Raw genomic sequence first — 17,334 nt, forward strand, 5'->3', positions numbered from 1 at the left:
GTAACGAACCTAAGTCAATAGCAGGATTGAAGTTTTTCTGAAAAAGACAAAATTATGTACTCGCAGCAAGACCGCTTTCGCGAGCAAGCCCGCTCCCACAGGGGAATGCATTCCAAATGTGGGAGCGGGCTTGCTCGCGAAAGCGGCAGCACATTCAACATCAATCCCGGAGCTTACTCGCTGTAAATCATCTTCTTGGTCATGCCGCCATCGACCACGAATTCCTGGCCGGTGACAAATCCGGCATTCCTCGACAGCAGCCAGGCCACCATCGCCGCGACATCCTCGACCGTTCCCACCCTGCCCGCCGGATGCTGGGCATGATCGGCCTCGGTCAATGGTTGAGCACGCCGCACCGAGGGTCGCGCGCGTCGATCCAGCCAGGACTGACGGCATTGACCCGAATCTCCGGGCCAAGACTGATGGCCAACGCGTGAGTCAGGGCCAACAGGCCGCCCTTGCTCGCCGCATAGGCCTCCGTATCGGGTTCTGACTGCCCGGCGCGGGTCGAGGCCAGATTGACGATGGCACCGCTGTGAGCGCGCAGGTACGGTGCACAGTACTTGGCCAGGAGCATCGGCCCACTGAGGTTCACCGCCAACACCCGATTCCAGTGAGCCAGATCCAGACTTTCCAGCGTGATGTTGTGCGGATCGGCGACCGCCGCATTGCAGACCAGTGCATCCAGATGCCCGAACTGGCCGAGCACCTCGGCCACACCCAGCGCGACCTGCCCTTCGTTGGCGACATCCATGGCGATGAACCAGGCGTTGTCACCCAGCACCTTCGCCACTTTCGAACCGCGCTCCCGATCCAGATCCGTCAGCACGACTTGCCAGCCTTCGCTGATCAGCCAGGCCGAGATCCCCAGGCCAATGCCCCGCGCAGCACCGGTCACCAGCGCTACGCGGCCATTTGAGCCCGTGGCCGGCACAGACAACTCGATCACAACGCAGCCAGGCCGCGCGCCAGGTCGGCTTGCAGGTCCGCCACGTCCTCCAGACCGACCGCGATGCGGATCAGGCTGTCACGAATGCCCGCCGCTTCACGCTCTTGCGGCGCCAGGCGACCATGGGACGTGGTGCTCGGATGGGTGATGGTGGTTTTGCTGTCACCCAGGTTGGCAGTGATCGAAATCAGGCGCGTGGCATCGATAAAGCGCCAGGCGCCCTCTTTGCCACCCTTCACCTCAAAACTGACGACAGCACCGAAACCCTTCTGCTGACGCAGCGCCAGTTCGTGTTGCGGATGGCTCTTGAGGCCGGCGTAATGGACTTTCTCGATGCCTGCCTGCTGCTCCAGCCACTCGGCCAGTTGCTGGGCGTTGGCGCAATGCGCTTTCATCCGCAGGTTCAGGGTTTCCAGACCCTTGAGGAAGATCCAGGCGTTGAACGGGCTCAGGGTCGGCCCAGCGGTACGCAGGAAACCCACCACTTCTTTCATCTGCTCGCTACGACCGGCGACTACGCCGCCCATGCATCGGCCCTGGCCGTCGATGAACTTGGTGGCCGAGTGCACGACGATGTCCGCGCCCATTTTCAGCGGCTGCTGCAATGCCGGCGTGCAGAAGCAGTTGTCGACTACCAGCATCGCGCCTTTGGCATGGGCGATTTCCGACAGAGCCGCAATGTCCACCAACTCGGCCAACGGATTGGACGGCGATTCAACGAACAGCAGCCTGGTGTTGGCCTTGATCGCTGCATCCCAACCGGACAGATCGGCCAGGGCAACGTAGTCGACTTCGATGCCGAAGCGCTTGAAGTACTTTTCGAACAGGCTGATGGTCGAGCCGAATACGCTGCGCGACACCAGTACGTGATCACCAGCACTGCACAGGCTCATCACCACGGCCATGATGGCCGCCATGCCGGTGGCCGTGGCCACGGCCTGCTCGGCGCTTTCCAGCGCGGCGATGCGCTCTTCGAACGCGCGCACGGTCGGGTTGGTGTAGCGCGAATAAACGTTGCCCGGTACTTCGCCAGCGAAGCGCGCAGCGGCGTCGGCGGCGGTACGGAATACATAGCTGGAGGTGAAGAACATCGGATCACCGTGTTCGCCTTCCGGCGTACGGTGCTGACCGGCACGTACGGCCAGGGTATCGAACGCTACACCTTCGAGGTCGCTGTCCAGCCGACCGGCATCCCATTCCTGACTCATGCTGTCACTCCTTGCCCTGCTCTTGATAGATAAAAGTCTTTTTGCCAGATACAAAACCGGCCCCTCAGGGCCGGTAGTCACTCAGTTGTTGTACAGATCGATGATCGCACTGACCGCCTGCGTCTTGACCTTGGAGGCATCGTTGCGTGCCTGCTCGATCTTGTTCAGGTAAGCCTCGTCGACGTCGCCGGTGACGTACTGGCCATCGAACACCGCGCAATCGAACTTCTCGATCTTGATCTTGCCGCCACCGACCGCTTCGATCAAGTCAGGCAGATCCTGATAGACCAGCCAGTCGGCGCCGATCAGGTCGGCCACGTCCTGGGTCGAACGGTTGTGGGCGATCAGCTCGTGGGCGCTCGGCATGTCGATGCCGTAGACGTTCGGGTAGCGAACCGCTGGAGCCGCGGAACAGAAGTAAACGTTCTTCGCGCCGGCTTCGCGGGCCATCTGGATGATCTGCTTGCAAGTGGTACCGCGAACGATGGAGTCATCCACCAGCATCACGTTCTTGCCGCGGAATTCCAGCTCGATGGCATTGAGTTTCTGGCGTACGGATTTTTTCCGCGCGGCCTGGCCCGGCATGATGAAGGTCCGGCCGATGTAGCGGTTCTTCACGAAGCCTTCGCGGAACTTCACGCCCAGGTGGTTCGCCAGTTCCAGCGCCGCGGTGCGGCTGGTGTCCGGAATCGGGATGACCACGTCGATGTCGTGATCCGGACGCTCGCGCTGGATCTTCTCGGCGAGTTTCTCACCCATGCGCAGGCGGGCCTTGTAGACCGACACGCCGTCGATGATCGAATCCGGACGCGCCAGGTAGACGTGTTCGAAGATGCACGGGGTGAGGGACGGGTTGGTCGCGCACTGACGGGTGTACAGCTTGCCCTCTTCAGTGATGTAGACCGCTTCGCCGGGAGCCAGGTCGCGAATCAGGGTGAAGCCGAGCACGTCCAGGGAAACGCTTTCCGAGGCGATCATGTACTCGACGCCTTCGTCGGTGTGACGCTGGCCGAAAACGATCGGGCGGATGCCGTGCGGGTCGCGGAAACCGACGATGCCGTAGCCGGTGATCATCGCTACGACGGCATAACCACCGACGCAACGGTTGTGCACGTCAGTGACGGCGGCGAACACGTCTTCTTCGGTCGGCTGCAACTTGCCGCGCTGGGCCAGCTCGTGCGCAAACACGTTGAGCAGCACTTCCGAATCGGAACTGGTGTTGACGTGGCGCAGGTCAGATTCGTAAATCTCCTTGGCCAGTTGTTCAACGTTGGTCAGGTTACCGTTGTGCGCCAGGGTGATGCCGTAAGGCGAGTTGACGTAAAACGGTTGAGCTTCAGCCGACGTCGAGCTGCCCGCGGTCGGATAACGCACATGGCCAATGCCCATGTGACCGACCAGGCGCTGCATGTGACGCTGCTGGAACACGTCACGCACCAGACCGTTGTCCTTGCGCAGGAATAACCGGCCATCATGGCTGGTCACGATACCGGCAGCGTCCTGGCCGCGGTGCTGGAGGACGGTTAGCGCGTCATACAGCGCCTGATTGACGTTCGACTTACCGACGATACCGACGATGCCACACATGCGACGCAACCCCTACTTAATGGATCTGAACTGAGCACTACTCACTGAGGCGTTTTGGCCATCGGCAAGAGTTGCTCCTTGAACGGAATATCAGCGGGTACGCTGATTCCGCTGGCAAGCCACTGACTGCTCCACCCGAGGATCAGGTTTTTGGACCAGTCGGCGACCAATAGAAATTTTGGCACGAGCTGGGACTCTTTCCACCACCCGTCCTGCTGTACCGGCCCCAGGCTCAACAGCCCGACGGCGGTAACCACCAGCAACCCGCCACGCGCGGCGCCGAAGGCCATGCCGAGGAATCGGTCGGTCCCGGAGAGCCCGGTGACGCGAACCAGTTCGCCGATAAGATAATTGATCATTGCGCCTACGATTAAAGTGGCGACAAACATGATGGCACAGCCCGTGATAATACGGGCCGACGGTGTTTGGATGTACCCGCCGAGGTACTCGGACAGTGAACCACCGAACATCCAGGCAACGACTCCTGCGATGATCCAGGTCACCAGCGACAGTGCTTCCTTGACGAAGCCGCGGCTCAGACTGATCAATGCGGAGATGGCGACGATTGCTACGATCGCCCAGTCAACCCAGGTAAATGGCACAGTGCAGCCTACAGACGGATAAGGCGGCGCATTTTAGCAGAGCCCGTGCTTATCGGTAAGCTGCGATTGTCTGTGCATTTCATATCGGGGCGATAGTTTCAGCCACGTTCCGGCTGAAAGCGCACGACAAACCCCTTGAGGTTCTGCTGGCGGTTGAGCAAGTCACGCAGACGGTCGGCTTCAGCACGCTCGATCAGCGGCCCGACAAACACCCGGTTTTTACCGTCGGCGGTACGGATGTAGGCGTTGTAACCCTGGCTGCGCAGGGTTTTCTGAAGTTTTTCCGCGCTTTCACGATTCGCCAGACTGGCCAGCTGCACCGACCAACTGACAGACAAACCATTGGCATCGACACGGCTTTGCGTGGTGTCCGGCTTGCCCGGTGCCGCCGTGATGGGCTGGGCAGGCGCTGTCGCAGGCTTGGCGGCCAGAGCCGGGACCGGCGCTGGTGCAGGCGGCGGTGTAACCGGTTTGGCAGCCGGAGCTGGAGCCACCGGCGCAGTTGGCACCGCCGGTGCTTCCTGCTGGGCGATTTCGTCATCGCTCGGCACGGGCTCCTGCGGCAAGGCTTGCGGCTCAGGCACCGCCACGGGCTCGACCTGTACCTGAGGCATCACAGGCGCCTGCGGAGCCGCGGGCGCTTCGACCGTCACCTGGCGCTGTTCGTCCTGGCGGGAAAACAGCATCGGCAGAAAAATCACCGCCAGCGCAACCAACACCAGGGCGCCAACCATGCGCTGCTTGTATGCCTTATCCAGCAATGCCATTTGCCGCGTCCTCCGTGGAGCGCCGGGCCAGCCATTCAAGGGCCTCGGCGACACAATAAAATGATCCGAACAACAGGATTTCGTCGTCGCTCGTGGCCTGGGCGCACTGCCCTTCCAGGGCGGCTGCCACACTTTCGTATGACGTGACCGAAGCACCCAGACCTTGCAACGCATCGTGCAAATCCGCAACCGGACGCGCCCGAGGCGAATCCAGAGGTGCGACGGCCCAGTGCTGGACACTAGCATTCAATTCGCCGACAACACCACCCAGGTCTTTGTCCGCCAGCAGCCCGAACACCGCCAGACGCTTGCCGACCGGTGGGCGACTGGCCAGACGACGAGCCAGATACTCTGCCGCATGGGGGTTGTGCCCCACATCCAGCAGTAGATTCAAGCGCTTGCCTTGCCACTCGAACTCACGGCGATCCAGACGACCGACCACCCTGGTTGCTCGCAGCGCTTCGATGATCTGCGCATCCACCCAGGGCAAGCCGAGCAACAAATAAGCCTGCAACGCCAGCGCAGCGTTTTCCATCGGCAGATCGAGCAGTGGCAGGTCGCGCAACTCGACTGCACGTCCTTGCGCATCGACACCGCGCCATTGCCAGTTGTGATCGGTCACACCGAGGTCAAAATCGCGCCCACGCAGGAAAAACGGGCAATTGAGCTCGCGCGCCTTGTCCAGCAGAGGTTGTGGCGGATTCAGATCACCGCAGAGCGCAGGCGCGCCCTGACGGAAAATACCGGCCTTCTCGAAGGCCACGGACTCACGGGTATCACCGAGGTAATCCGCATGATCGACACCAATACTGGTCACCAGCGCCATGTCGGCGTCGACCACATTGACCGTGTCCAGGCGACCGCCCAGACCGACTTCCAGCACCACGGCATCGAGCCCGGAGCGCTGGAACAGCCAGAATGCCGCCAGGGTGCCCATTTCGAAGTAAGTCAGGGAGGTCTCGCCGCGCCCGGCCTCTACCGCAGCAAAGGCTTCGCACAGCTCGGCATCGGTGGCTTCGACGCCATTGACCTGTACCCGCTCGTTGTAACGCAGCAGGTGCGGGGAGTTGTAGACCCCCACTTTCAAGCCCTGGGCCCGCAGCAAGGACGCCACGAACGCACAGGTGGACCCCTTGCCGTTGGTCCCGGTGACCGTAATCACCCGAGGCGCCGGCTTGCCCAGTCCCATGCGGGACGCTACCTGCTGCGACCGCTCCAGGCCCATGTCGATGGCCGAAGGGTGCAACTGCTCAAGGTAGGCGAGCCATTCGCCAAGGGTACGTTGGGTCATAGGCTGGCAGGTACCGGAGGAACCACGATCGGCTCGATAGGGGCAGCAACGAACTTCGGCGTCGGCAGGCCCATCATTTGCGCCAACAGGTTGCCCAGACGCGGACGCAGCTCCTGACGGTCGATGATCATGTCGATGGCACCGTGCTCCAGCAGGAACTCGCTGCGCTGGAAGCCTTCCGGCAGTTTTTCGCGCACGGTTTGCTCGATCACACGCGGACCGGCAAAGCCGATCAACGCCTTCGGCTCGCCGACAATCACGTCGCCCAGCATCGCCAGACTGGCGGAAACGCCACCGTAGACCGGATCGGTCAACACGGAGATGAACGGAATGCCTTCTTCACGCAGACGAGCCAGTACGGCGGAGGTCTTGGCCATTTGCATCAGGGAAATCAGTGCCTCCTGCATCCGTGCACCGCCGGAAGCCGAGAAGCAGACCATCGGGCAACGTTTTTCCAGGGCGTAGTTGGCGGCGCGAACGAAACGCTCACCGACGATGGCGCCCATCGAACCACCCATGAAGGAAAACTCGAACGCCGAAACCACGACCGGCATGCCCAGCAAAGTGCCGCTCATGGAAACCAGTGCGTCTTTTTCGCCGGTCTGCTTTTGGGCAGCGGTCAGGCGGTCCTTGTATTTCTTGCCGTCGCGGAATTTCAGACGGTCAACCGGCTCCAGGTCCGCACCCAGCTCGGTACGGCCTTCCACGTCGAGGAAGATGTCGATACGGGCGCGAGCGCCGATACGCATGTGATGGTTGCACTTGGGGCAAACGTCCAGGGTCTTTTCCAACTCCGGACGATACAGCACAGCCTCGCAAGACGGGCATTTGTGCCAAAGACCTTCAGGCACCGAGCTCTTCTTGACCTCGGAACGCATGATCGAAGGGATCAGTTTGTCTACTAACCAGTTGCTCATGCTTTCTTTCTCCAGTACCGGCGGCCCGAACGCTCTGGTTCGCAGCCCCGTGTATGCCCTAGCGCTAAATTCATGTGTGCGGCGACGGTCGATGGACTGCCACGGTCAGCGCGAAACATGACCTGCGTGCAACCAGAAACCCTCGGATATGCCTGCTATGTGCAGTGCATCCGCTTTGTACAGTGCAGTGGACGGCGGCAGTCTGCCAGCCGTCACATCAACAGGTGCTACCGCGTACCGCTTTGATGAATGCCTGAATCTTTGCGTGATCCTTGATGCCCTTGCTCGCCTCCACCCCGCCGCTGACATCCACGGCATAAGGCCGAACGCGCGCAACCGCCTCGGCGACGTTATCCGGCGTCAGACCGCCCGCCAGAATGATCGGCTTGCTCAAGCCTTGCGGTATCAATGACCAGTCGAACGCCTCACCGGTTCCTCCGGGAATACCTTCGACATAGGTGTCGAGCAAAATACCGCTGGCGCCTGGATATGCATCACAAGCTGCCGCGATGTCATCACCGGCCTTTACACGCAATGCCTTGATGTACGGTCGGTGCCAGCCTTCACATTCAGCGGCGGTTTCGTCGCCATGGAACTGCAACAGGCCCAGCGGCACGGCGTCGAGGATTTCCCCCAGCTCGCAACGGCTGGCATTGACGAACAAGCCCACGGTGGTCACGAACGGCGGCAGCGCCTTGATGATCGAGCGCGCCTGCTGAAACGTCACCGCACGGGGGCTTTTGGCGTAAAACACGAATCCGATGGCGTCAGCCCCGGCCTCGACGGCTGCCAACGCATCCTCTATGCGGGTAATCCCACAGATCTTGCTGCGAACGGCTGACATGTCGACATAACTCCAAGACAAATCCGGGAAAGTCCCGGATGGTAGCAAAAGCGTTCGAGGGCGTCAGCCGCCAAGTTCCGAGAAGCCGGTCAGGAAGTGCGGACCGATGTAACGCTCGGGCAATTCGAATTCGTCACGGTACTCGACCTGGACCAGATACAAACCGAATGGATGCGCCGTCACGCCGCCGGTCCGTCGAATCCGGCTTTCCAGCACCTCTTTCATCCACTCCACCGGACGCTCACCGGCGCCAATGGTCATCAGCACGCCGGCAATGTTGCGCACCATGTGATGCAGGAAGGCGCTGGCGCGAATATCCAGCACGATCATCTTGCCGTGACGGGTGACGCGCAGGTGGTGCAGCTCCTTGATCGGCGACTTGGCCTGGCACTGGCCGGCACGAAAAGCGCTGAAGTCATGGGTGCCGAGCAGGTATTGAGCGGCCTCGGCCATGCGCTCGACGTCCAGAGGGCGGTGGTTCCAGGTCACTTCTTCGTTCAGGTGCGCCGGGCGAATCTGATCGTTGTAGATCACGTAGCGATAACGCCGGGCGATGGCCTTGAACCGCGCATGGAAATGCGCCGGCATGACCTTGGCCCAACTGACACTGACGTCGTGGGGCAAGTTGATGTTGGCGCCCATGGTCCAGGCCTTCATCGAACGCTCGACCTGGGTGTCGAAATGCACCACCTGTCCGCAGGCATGCACCCCGGCGTCGGTACGCCCGGCGCACATCAGCGAAACCGGTGAGTCGGCGACTTTGGACAAGGCGTTTTCGAGGGTTTCCTGCACGGTGAGCACCCCGGATGCCTGGCGCTGCCAGCCGCGGTAGCGCGAGCCTTTGTATTCGACGCCCAGCGCGATCCGGAAAAAGCCGTCGGCTGCCATTTCGGCGGCCGGGTTATCTATATTTGCCAAGGAGGGACAGCCTGCTGATGTACCAAAGGCGGGCATTATAAGGCCGACTGGAGGGGATGCCAGTACAACCGATGTACTGTGGTGAATGTGACGACCTCTTCGCGGGCAAGCCCGCTCCCACAGGGTTCTGTGGCGCTCACAAACCCTGTGGGAGCGGCGGTGCGGCGATCCGACTTGCCCGCGAAGAGGCCTGAAAGTCGACATCGCTCTCCCGGCAAAACAAAAACGGCAGCCTCAATGGGCTGCCGCTTTTCTTACAACATACCAATCACTCAAGCCAGGCGCGAAAGCATTTCCCTGGCTTCGCTCTTCTGCTCGTCACTGCCTTCACTCACGACCTCTTTGAGGATGTCGCGGGCGCCATCACTGTCACCCATGTCGATATAGGCCTGAGCCAGATCAAGCTTGGTAGCGGCCTCGTCAGTACCCGAGAGGAAGTCGAAGTCATCATCGCCACCCAGCGCAGCATCAGCCTCGGTAAAGGTCGGCTCGCCGATGCTGTCGGACAGGCTCTCCAGCTCGGCGTTGACATCATCCAGCTCTGCCGCGAACGCATCCGGCATGTCCAGCTCGTCAGCCAGTGACAGATCGAAATCGGCCGGCAATTCCAGATCATCCAGCGCGACCTCAGGAACAGCTGGGGTTTCGACAACCGGGAAATCCTTCACCCCGGCATCCAGATCCAGCAGGAAATCGTCCTCAGCCAGCATCGCCGGCGACGATTGCGCACCGAGATCCAGGTCAAGATCGAAGTCCGACAGATCATCGAGGCTTTCCTTGATTTCAGTCTGTTGCTGCAACACCGACTCAAAACTCAGGTCGTCATCCAGCGGGAATTCGTCCAGATCTGCCAGCGTCGCCACTTCAGGCTCCGGCGCGGCTGCAGGCGCCACAGGCGTGATCGCGTCCAGATCGTCCAGGCTCAGGTCGAAAGCGCTATCGAGGTCGTCCTCGAACGGTGCCGGTTCTGGAGCCGGTGCTTGTGGCTCGTCGAGCAACAGATCCTTGACGTATTGCGCATCCAGCTCGGCAGCAACGGCGGCTGCGGCAATGCCACCGGCAGCCACCAGCGCCATGGCCGGGAAGCGGCTTTTGAGTTGTTCAACCTGGGCGAAGTTGTCGCCATTGGCCACCAACTGACGCTCCTGGCCGACGAACGCATCGCGGTCGCCTTGCTGGCCGTAGACTTCCATCAGCTTCAAGCGCAAGTCGCTGCGCTTAGGCTCTTGCTTGACACCGTCCTCCAGCAACGCGGCAGCCTGGTTCAGACGACCGGCATTGATGTGCGACTGGGCCTGGCCCAGCACGTCGTCGGAGCGCTCGGCAGCCGGCGCCACCAATGGCGCGGCGATCGGCGTGGTCATCACCACCGGAGCAACCACCGGCGCTGGCGCGGGAGCAGGCGTCGGCGCAGTCGCCAGCTTCACGCTCGGCGGCGGAACTTCCAGGCCTTCGAAGCTGCTTTCCGGCAAGTCGAAATCGGCCGAGAACGGTTGTTCTTCAGCCAAGGCACGCGCCATGCGCAGATGCTTCTCGGCTGCTTGCTGGGCTTTGCGGCGGCGCGCCAGCAACAGCAGCAAGAGCAGCAGAACCACCCGCACCGCCACCCACCAGGCCCAGCAACACCGGATTGGTCAGCAACTCATTGAATTTCTGATCGTCGGATGCGGCCGGTGTCGCCTCGACAGGTTTCTCGGCCGGCGCCGGAGCTGCCTCAGGCGCTGCGGCCACTGGCGCAGGTGCAACCGGTGCAGTTTCTGCCGGAGCGGGCGCGGCCGCCGGGTTGGCAGCCAGCTCGGCGGACATTGCCGGGGCCGTTGCGGCGGCGGGTGCGCCATTCGCGCCCTCGGTCTGCAACTTGGCCAGTTGATTGTTTTTCAACTCGATCAGGCGTTGCAGCTTGTCCACCTGACTTTGCAGGTCGGCCATGCGGCTTTTCAGTTCGGCGTTATCACGACGACTGGTGTCGAGGCTTTCCTGGGTCAGCGCCAGCTTGTTGGCCAGAGCCCTGGCATCTCCGGCAGCCCTTTACCACGGTTCTTGCCGGACTCGGCGGAAACCAGGCTCAGCTTGTCACCGGCCGCTTGAGCCGGAGCACCATCGGTGCGAGCGCGATGGGTGGCGTCGAGCTGCTGCTGCCCTGCCCCGGGCTTGGCCACATAACGGCGACCCTGACGCCAGGCCTTGTTTTGTGCGGACACTTCGGCAATGGCCTTGGGTTGCGGCAGGCTCGTGCTCTGCGCCTGGTCCGGCATGCGCAGCACCTGGCCGGTTTTCAAGCGGTTGATGTTGCCGTCAATGAAGGCATCCGGGTTCAGTGCCTGAATGGCCAGCATGGTTTGCTGGATCGAACCGCCATTACGCGCTTTTGCGGCGATTTCCCACAGGGTATCCCGTGGCGTGGTGGTGTATTGGGACGGTTTGGTCGCACCGGTAACCGGCGCGGCGACCGATTGAGTCGGTACAGGCTGCGCAGCCGCCTCTGCGGTTTGCGGCGAGAATTTCGACGGATCGAGCAACACACTGTAGTCGCGCAGCAAACGGCCGTTCGGCCACATGACCTGAACCAGGAACTTCACCATGGGTTCGGAGAGTGGCTTGCTGGAGGTCACGCGCAGGATGCTTTGCCGCTGGCGTCAAGCACAGGGGTGAAGGTCAAGTCATTGAGAAACGCCTGGCGATCGACACCGGCCTTGGCGAAATCTTCCGGCGAAGCCAGGCTCGGCACCACTTCAGCAGCGGTGAGGTCCTTGACATCGAGCAGCTCGATTTCCGCTACCAGCGGCTGGTTGAGCGTCGATTTCAGGTCAACTCCCCGAGCCCGAGGGCATGCGCCATACCGGAGGACAGCGCCGAGGCGGCCGCTATTGCTAACACCAGTTTGCGAACTTGAACCATTAGCTCATCCTTAGTTTGAACATTCCTCGGCCAGCGAGAAGGTATTGATAGCCGCTGCCGTCAGGCATTGCGCGCAACGGCGAGGGTCGTCGCGCGCGGTCATTTCATTGATGCCCCGGAAAGCCCCGCGGAGTGGCTCGCCTTCAGCATTCCGGCAAGCATAGGCTCGCCCGGAATCATTCGACAAATTGTTGCAAAGTATCTTTTACAGCAGGTCTTTTATCAACAACTCAGCCAGCTGCACAGCGTTGAGCGCGGCGCCTTTGCGTACGTTATCTGACGTCAGCCACAAATTAAGTTCCGACAGGTCGTCGATACCCTGGCGAACCCGACCCACATAGACCACATCCTGCCCTACCGCATCGCCCACCGGCGTCGGGTAATCGCCGGCTTCCACCAGCTCGATTCCGGGTGCGTCCTCCAGGGCTGCATTGACCTTCGCCAGGTCGATTTCACTCGCGGACTGCAGGGTCACGCTATAGCTATCGCCAAAAAACACCGGGGCTTGAATGCAAGTGATGGAAATCTTCAATGAAGGCAATGCCATGACCTGGCGCAGCTCACGCACCAGGCGTTTTTCCAGCAAGGTATGACCGTGCTCATCCGGTTTGCCGACCTGGGCCAACAGGTTGAAGGCCATTTGCCGATCAAAGAATTTCGGCTCCAGCGGCCGCACATTCAGCAGTTCGGCGGTTTGCCGGGCGAGCTCAGTCACGGCTTCGCGGCCCTGGGCCGATACTGCCAGGCTGGCAGTCAGGCTGATGCGCTGCAAATCGAGCAACTCCATCAGCGGCGCGAGCACTACCGCCAGCGTGGTGGCTGACGGACATGGACTGCTGACCTGAAACGGCTTCTTCAAGCCGGCCAACACCTGAGCGTTGGCCTCGGGCACGACCTGCGGCGCCATTTCGGCCGGCAAGGCACCGGAAAGATCGATCAACGAGCAACCGGCATCGATCGCACGGGAAGCAAAACTCAACGAAACCGCCGGGCCGGCGGCAAAGAATGCCAACTGCACCTTGCTGAAGTCGAACTCATCGACTTCCCGCACCCGCACGTTTTTGCCGCGAAACGGTACGGAACTGCCGGCCGATTCACTGCTGGCCAACAGGTGAAGGGTACCGATCGGGAAATCGCGCTCTTCGAGAATCTGCACGAGTGTTTCGCCAACAGTACCGGTGGCGCCGATCACGGCAATATCAATGGACTGGCTCATGGTTTGACCTCTGGCGAAACGGGGGAGCGGCACTTTACCGGGTGGGTGGGATACAGGCAATTCTGCCGGGCCTCGCGTCGGCTGTGATGCCCCCTTCGCGAGCAAGCCCGCTTCCACAAGGACGGCGCTGAACCTGTGGGAGCGGGCTTGCTCGCGAAGACGGCCGACCAGACAACGAAGAAGCCTCAGACTGTCAGGGATAAAAACCCGCGTCTCTCTCAAGGCGCGGGTTCTTTCATTGCATCAGTCGATCAACGCTCGAGCAGGATCCGCAGCATGCGACGCAGCGGTTCGGCCGCGCCCCACAGCAGCTGGTCGCCGACGGTAAACGCGCCGACGAATTGCGAACCCATGTTCAGCTTGCGCAGACGGCCAACCGGGATATTCAGGGTGCCGGTGACCTTGTTCGGGCTCAGCTCCTGAATGCTGGTCTCACGGTTGTTCGGCACCAGCTTGACCCAAGGGTTGTGCTGGCTGATCAAGCCTTCGATATCAGCGATCGGTACGTCTTTGTTCAGCTTGATGGTCAGTGCCTGGCTGTGGCAGCGCATGGCGCCGATACGCACGCAGATGCCATCGACCGGGATCGGGCTCTTGAAACGACCGAGGATCTTGTTGGTCTCGGCCTGGGCCTTCCACTCTTCGCGGCTCTGGCCGTTCGGCAGTTCCTTGTCGATCCACGGGATCAGGCTGCCGGCCAGCGGTACGCCGAAGTTTTCGGTCGGGTACGCATCGCTGCGCATGGCTTCGGCAACACGACGGTCGATGTCGAGGATCGCGCTGGCCGGATCGGCCAGTTGATCGGCAACAGCGGCGTGGGTCGCGCCCATTTGCTTGATCAGTTCACGCATGTTCTGCGCGCCGGCACCGGAGGCCGCCTGATAGGTCATGGCGCTCATCCACTCCACCAGGCCAGCTTCGAACAGGCCACCGAGGCCCATCAGCATCAGGCTGACGGTGCAGTTGCCGCCGATGTAGTTCTTGGTGCCCGCGTCCAGTTGCTGGTCGATGACCTTGCGGTTGACCGGGTCCAGAACGATCACCGCGTCATCCTGCATGCGCAGACTGGATGCGGCGTCGATCCAGTAGCCCTGCCAGCCGGCTTCGCGCAGCTTGGGGAAGACTTCGCTGGTGTAGTCGCCACCCTGGCAGGTCAGAATCACGTCGAGGGTTTTCAGCTCTTCAATGCTGTAAGCGTCCTTGAGCGGAGCAATGTCCTTGCCCACGGACGGGCCTTGGCCACCGACATTGGAAGTGGTGAAAAACACCGGCTCGATTAGATCGAAATCCTGCTCTTCCAGCATCCGCTGCATGAGCACGGAACCGACCATACCGCGCCAACCGATCAGACCTACACGTTTCATCGCAACTACACCTTCTTGAAATGTGGGCCGCTGCCTTGTCTTGAATTTGACAGCGGGCCCGAGAGATTACAGATTCCGCAGCGCGGCGACTACTGCGTCACCCATTTCCTGCGTACCGACTTTAGTGCAACCGGCCGACCAGATGTCACCGGTACGCAAGCCCTGATCCAGCACCAGGCTGACGGCTTTCTCGATGGCATCGGCCGCCGCCTGCTGGTTGAAGCTGTAACGCAACATCATCGACACCGACAAAATGGTCGCCAGCGGGTTGGCAATGCCCTTGCCTGCGATGTCCGGCGCCGAACCGTGGCAGGGCTCGTACATGCCTTTGTTGTTGGTGTCCAGGGACGCCGACGGCAGCATGCCGATGGAGCCGGTGAGCATCGAGGCCTGGTCGGACAGGATGTCGCCGAACATGTTGTCGGTGACGATCACGTCGAACTGCTTCGGTGCGCGCACCAGTTGCATGGCGGCGTTGTCGACGTACATGTGGCTCAGCTCGACCTCAGGATAATCCCTGGCCACTTGCTCGACCACTTCACGCCACAGCTGGCTCGACGCCAGTACGTTGGCCTTGTCCACCGAGCACAGCTTCTTGCCACGCACCATGGCCATGTCGAAACCGACACGGGCGATACGGCGAATTTCGCTTTCGCTGTACGGCAGGGTGTCATAGGACTGACGCTCGCCGTTTTCCAGGGTACGGGTACCACGTGGTGCGCCGAAATAGATGCCGCCGGTCAGTTCGCGAACGATCAGGATGTCCAGCCCGGCAACGATTTCCGGCTTCAGGCTGGAAGCCTCAGCCAGTTGCGGGTACAGGATCGCCGGACGCAGGTTGCCGAACAGGCCCAGTTGCGCACGGATTTTCAACAGACCGCGCTCAGGGCGGATGTCACGCTCGATAGTGTCCCATTTCGGGCCGCCAACGGCGCCCAACAGTACGGCGTCAGCTGCGCGAGCACGCTCCAGGGTTTCGTCGGCCAGTGGCACGCCGTGCTTGTCGATGGCGGCGCCACCGATCACGTCGTGGCTCAGCTCGAAGCCCAGGGCGAACTTGTCGCTGGCCAATTCCAGCACCTTGACCGCCTCGGCCATGATTTCCGGGCCAATACCGTCACCTGGGAGAATCAGAATCTGCTTGCTCATGCTTTCCTCATGTCATCAGTCGGTGCGCCTGGGGCGCGCCGGAAAATTCTATCGTTCAGAGCTTATCGTTCAACCATCAGCACCAGCACATCGGTACTGAACGAACCATCGGCCTCAATCTCAAAATATTCGCGCACTTCACTGCCCATCGACTGCTGAAGTTCGCGGATCGCTGCGCGCATCACCTCTGGCGTGCGCATGCGTTCGACCCAGGAGTTGTACTCCAGACGCAGCCGCTGACGAGCGGTAGTGCGGGTGTGCAGCCCTGCCTCGCTGACCTGGCGCAACCACTCGCCGGCGGAATAATCGCGTACATGGCTGGTGTCGCGCAGCACTTCGACGCTTTGCAGGTAAGTGTCGAACAGCGGGCTGCCCGGTGACAACACATCGATGAACGCCGCCACACCGCCCGGTTTCAACACCCGGCGCACTTCCCGCAGGGCCAGGCCGAGATCGCTCCAATGGTGCGCCGAATAGCGGCTGAAGACGAAATCAAACTCGCCATCGGCGAACGGCAGGCGCTCGGCGGCACCGTTGACGGTGGAAACGTTGCTCAGGCCCCGATCGGCAGCAGCGCCAGCCACTACATCGAGCATCTGCTGCGACAGGTCGTAGGCCACCACTTCCCTGACCAGCGGCGCCACATGAAAACTCACGTGACCGGCGCCGCAACCGAGATCCAGCACCCGGGCTTCGCCCTGCCCGGCCAGTTCGGCCTGTAGCAGCGCGAACTCAGTGCCTTGGGCATGTACGGCGCTGCTCAGGTAGGCCGAAGCCTGCTCACCGAATTGCTTTTGGACTACCTGGCTGTGCTGGGCGGTGCTGGTCATGGGGACTTCCTTTTGGGGTGAGTCTTGTGGTGTCTGGGCGGCCCTCTTCGCGAGCAAGCCCGCTCCCACATTGGAATGCATTTCAAAATGTGGGAGCGGGCTTGCTCGCGAAGAGGCCGGCCCTATCTATACAAATCCCGGATCAATCAAGCGTCGCGAAACAACCACGGCTGGCTCGCACGGTGCCTGGCCTCAAACGCCGCAATCGCATCGCCGTCCTGCAAGGTCAGGCCGATATCGTCCAGGCCGTTGAGCAGGCAATGCTTGCGGAACGCGTCGATTTCGAAGCTCAACACCTTGCCGTCAGGGCGGGTCACGGTCTGGGCTTGCAGATCGACCTGCAACTGATAGCCCGGATTGGCCTCGACCTGCTGGAACAGTTCGTCGACTTCGGCATCGCTCAAGATGATCGGCAGCAAGCCGTTCTTGAAGCTGTTGTTGAAGAAGATGTCGGCATAGCTCGGCGCGATGATGCTGCGGAAACCGTACTCTTCCAGCGCCCACGGCGCGTGCTCGCGGCTGGAGCCGCAACCGAAGTTCTCCCGGGCCAGCAATACGCTGGCGCCCTGGTAACGTTCGGCGTTGAGGACGAAGTCCTTGTCCAACGGACGCCTGGAGTTGTCCTGATACGGCTGCCCCACATCCAGGTAGCGCCACTCATCGAACAGGTTCGGACCGAAACCGGTGCGCTTGATCGATTTCAAAAACTGTTTCGGGATGATCTGGTCGGTATCGACGTTGGCACGATCCAAAGGCGCGACAAGACCAGTGTGCTGGGTAAAAGCTTTCATGCT

13 protein-coding genes and 2 pseudogenes are annotated in these 17,334 nt (G+C 61.2%); all 15 read right to left on the minus strand.

Annotated elements, in window-relative coordinates:
* Window positions 1-173: 173 nt before the first annotated feature.
* The 15 genes and pseudogenes from RS887_RS00835 to leuD all read right to left on the minus strand — a co-directional run bounded on the left by RS887_RS00835 (window position 174) and on the right by leuD (window position 17,331).
* Window positions 174-949 (minus strand): annotated as a pseudogene (locus RS887_RS00835) (SDR family oxidoreductase).
* Window positions 946-2,157: an O-succinylhomoserine sulfhydrylase gene (locus RS887_RS00840; protein WP_057396126.1), complete on the minus strand. Its 1,212-nt coding sequence runs from the start codon at window positions 2,155-2,157 to the stop codon at window positions 946-948. Before RS887_RS00840 ends, RS887_RS00835 begins: the two are co-directional and overlap by 4 nt.
* An 81-nt stretch (window positions 2,158-2,238) precedes the next feature.
* The gene (gene purF, locus RS887_RS00845; RefSeq protein WP_111282125.1) at window positions 2,239-3,744 is read right to left on the minus strand and encodes an amidophosphoribosyltransferase; all 1,506 of its coding nucleotides are present in this window, start codon (window positions 3,742-3,744) and stop codon (window positions 2,239-2,241) included.
* 41 nt (window positions 3,745-3,785) lie between these two features.
* Complete coding sequence (locus tag RS887_RS00850) at window positions 3,786-4,346, minus strand: CvpA family protein (protein ID WP_322614039.1); 561 nt, start codon at window positions 4,344-4,346, stop codon at window positions 3,786-3,788.
* A 98-nt stretch (window positions 4,347-4,444) separates the two neighbouring features.
* Window positions 4,445-5,113, minus strand: coding sequence for an SPOR domain-containing protein (locus RS887_RS00855; RefSeq protein WP_322614040.1), 669 nt, complete (start codon window positions 5,111-5,113; stop codon window positions 4,445-4,447).
* The gene (gene folC, locus RS887_RS00860) at window positions 5,097-6,404 is read right to left on the minus strand and encodes a bifunctional tetrahydrofolate synthase/dihydrofolate synthase (RefSeq protein ID WP_322614041.1); all 1,308 of its coding nucleotides are present in this window, start codon (window positions 6,402-6,404) and stop codon (window positions 5,097-5,099) included. Before folC ends, RS887_RS00855 begins: the two co-directional genes overlap by 17 nt.
* Window positions 6,401-7,321: an acetyl-CoA carboxylase, carboxyltransferase subunit beta gene (accD, locus tag RS887_RS00865; protein WP_111282132.1), complete on the minus strand. Its 921-nt coding sequence runs from the start codon at window positions 7,319-7,321 to the stop codon at window positions 6,401-6,403. The genes folC and accD overlap by 4 nt, the downstream gene beginning before the upstream one ends.
* A gap of 217 nt (window positions 7,322-7,538) precedes the next feature.
* The gene (locus tag RS887_RS00870; protein ID WP_322614042.1) at window positions 7,539-8,165 is read right to left on the minus strand and encodes a phosphoribosylanthranilate isomerase; all 627 of its coding nucleotides are present in this window, start codon (window positions 8,163-8,165) and stop codon (window positions 7,539-7,541) included.
* Between the two features lie 63 nt (window positions 8,166-8,228).
* Window positions 8,229-9,053 carry a tRNA pseudouridine(38-40) synthase TruA gene (truA, locus tag RS887_RS00875; RefSeq protein WP_032829430.1) on the minus strand — a complete coding sequence of 275 codons (825 nt, stop codon included), beginning with the start codon at window positions 9,051-9,053 and terminating at the stop codon, window positions 8,229-8,231.
* Window positions 9,054-9,355: 302 nt separating this feature from the next.
* A pseudogene (locus RS887_RS00880) lies at window positions 9,356-11,981 on the minus strand (FimV/HubP family polar landmark protein).
* Window positions 11,982-12,186: 205 nt separating this feature from the next.
* Window positions 12,187-13,197: an aspartate-semialdehyde dehydrogenase gene (locus RS887_RS00885; RefSeq protein ID WP_322614043.1), complete on the minus strand. Its 1,011-nt coding sequence runs from the start codon at window positions 13,195-13,197 to the stop codon at window positions 12,187-12,189.
* 251 nt (window positions 13,198-13,448) lie between these two features.
* Window positions 13,449-14,561 carry an aspartate-semialdehyde dehydrogenase gene (asd, locus tag RS887_RS00890; protein WP_057715575.1) on the minus strand — a complete coding sequence of 371 codons (1,113 nt, stop codon included), beginning with the start codon at window positions 14,559-14,561 and terminating at the stop codon, window positions 13,449-13,451.
* 66 nt (window positions 14,562-14,627) lie between these two features.
* Entirely contained in the window at window positions 14,628-15,710 is a 1,083-nt protein-coding gene (gene leuB / locus RS887_RS00895) for a 3-isopropylmalate dehydrogenase (protein ID WP_322614044.1), read from the minus strand.
* 62 nt (window positions 15,711-15,772) lie between these two features.
* On the minus strand, window positions 15,773-16,540 hold the full coding sequence (locus tag RS887_RS00900) for a class I SAM-dependent methyltransferase (protein ID WP_322614045.1): 768 nt from the start codon (window positions 16,538-16,540) through the stop codon (window positions 15,773-15,775).
* Between the two features lie 146 nt (window positions 16,541-16,686).
* On the minus strand, window positions 16,687-17,331 hold the full coding sequence (gene leuD / locus RS887_RS00905) for a 3-isopropylmalate dehydratase small subunit (protein ID WP_322614046.1): 645 nt from the start codon (window positions 17,329-17,331) through the stop codon (window positions 16,687-16,689).
* Window positions 17,332-17,334 lie beyond the last annotated feature (3 nt).

The sequence above is a fragment of the Pseudomonas sp. BIC9C genome, assembly GCF_034541995.1.
Classification (GTDB): domain Bacteria; phylum Pseudomonadota; class Gammaproteobacteria; order Pseudomonadales; family Pseudomonadaceae; genus Aquipseudomonas; species Aquipseudomonas fluorescens_CC.

Coding starts and splice junctions, on each gene's coding strand:
- RS887_RS00870 (WP_322614042.1), bottom strand. CDS start 8,165: ATGTCAGCCGTTCGCAGCAAGATCTGTGGGATTACCCGCATAGAGGAT.
- RS887_RS00885 (WP_322614043.1), bottom strand. CDS start 13,197: ATGAGCCAGTCCATTGATATTGCCGTGATCGGCGCCACCGGTACTGTT.
- folC (WP_322614041.1), bottom strand. CDS start 6,404: ATGACCCAACGTACCCTTGGCGAATGGCTCGCCTACCTTGAGCAGTTG.
- leuD (WP_322614046.1), bottom strand. CDS start 17,331: ATGAAAGCTTTTACCCAGCACACTGGTCTTGTCGCGCCTTTGGATCGT.
- leuB (WP_322614044.1), bottom strand. CDS start 15,710: ATGAGCAAGCAGATTCTGATTCTCCCAGGTGACGGTATTGGCCCGGAA.
- asd (WP_057715575.1), bottom strand. CDS start 14,561: ATGAAACGTGTAGGTCTGATCGGTTGGCGCGGTATGGTCGGTTCCGTG.
- RS887_RS00840 (WP_057396126.1), bottom strand. CDS start 2,157: ATGAGTCAGGAATGGGATGCCGGTCGGCTGGACAGCGACCTCGAAGGT.
- RS887_RS00855 (WP_322614040.1), bottom strand. CDS start 5,113: ATGGCATTGCTGGATAAGGCATACAAGCAGCGCATGGTTGGCGCCCTG.
- accD (WP_111282132.1), bottom strand. CDS start 7,321: ATGAGCAACTGGTTAGTAGACAAACTGATCCCTTCGATCATGCGTTCC.
- purF (WP_111282125.1), bottom strand. CDS start 3,744: ATGTGTGGCATCGTCGGTATCGTCGGTAAGTCGAACGTCAATCAGGCG.
- RS887_RS00900 (WP_322614045.1), bottom strand. CDS start 16,540: ATGACCAGCACCGCCCAGCACAGCCAGGTAGTCCAAAAGCAATTCGGT.
- truA (WP_032829430.1), bottom strand. CDS start 9,053: ATGGCAGCCGACGGCTTTTTCCGGATCGCGCTGGGCGTCGAATACAAA.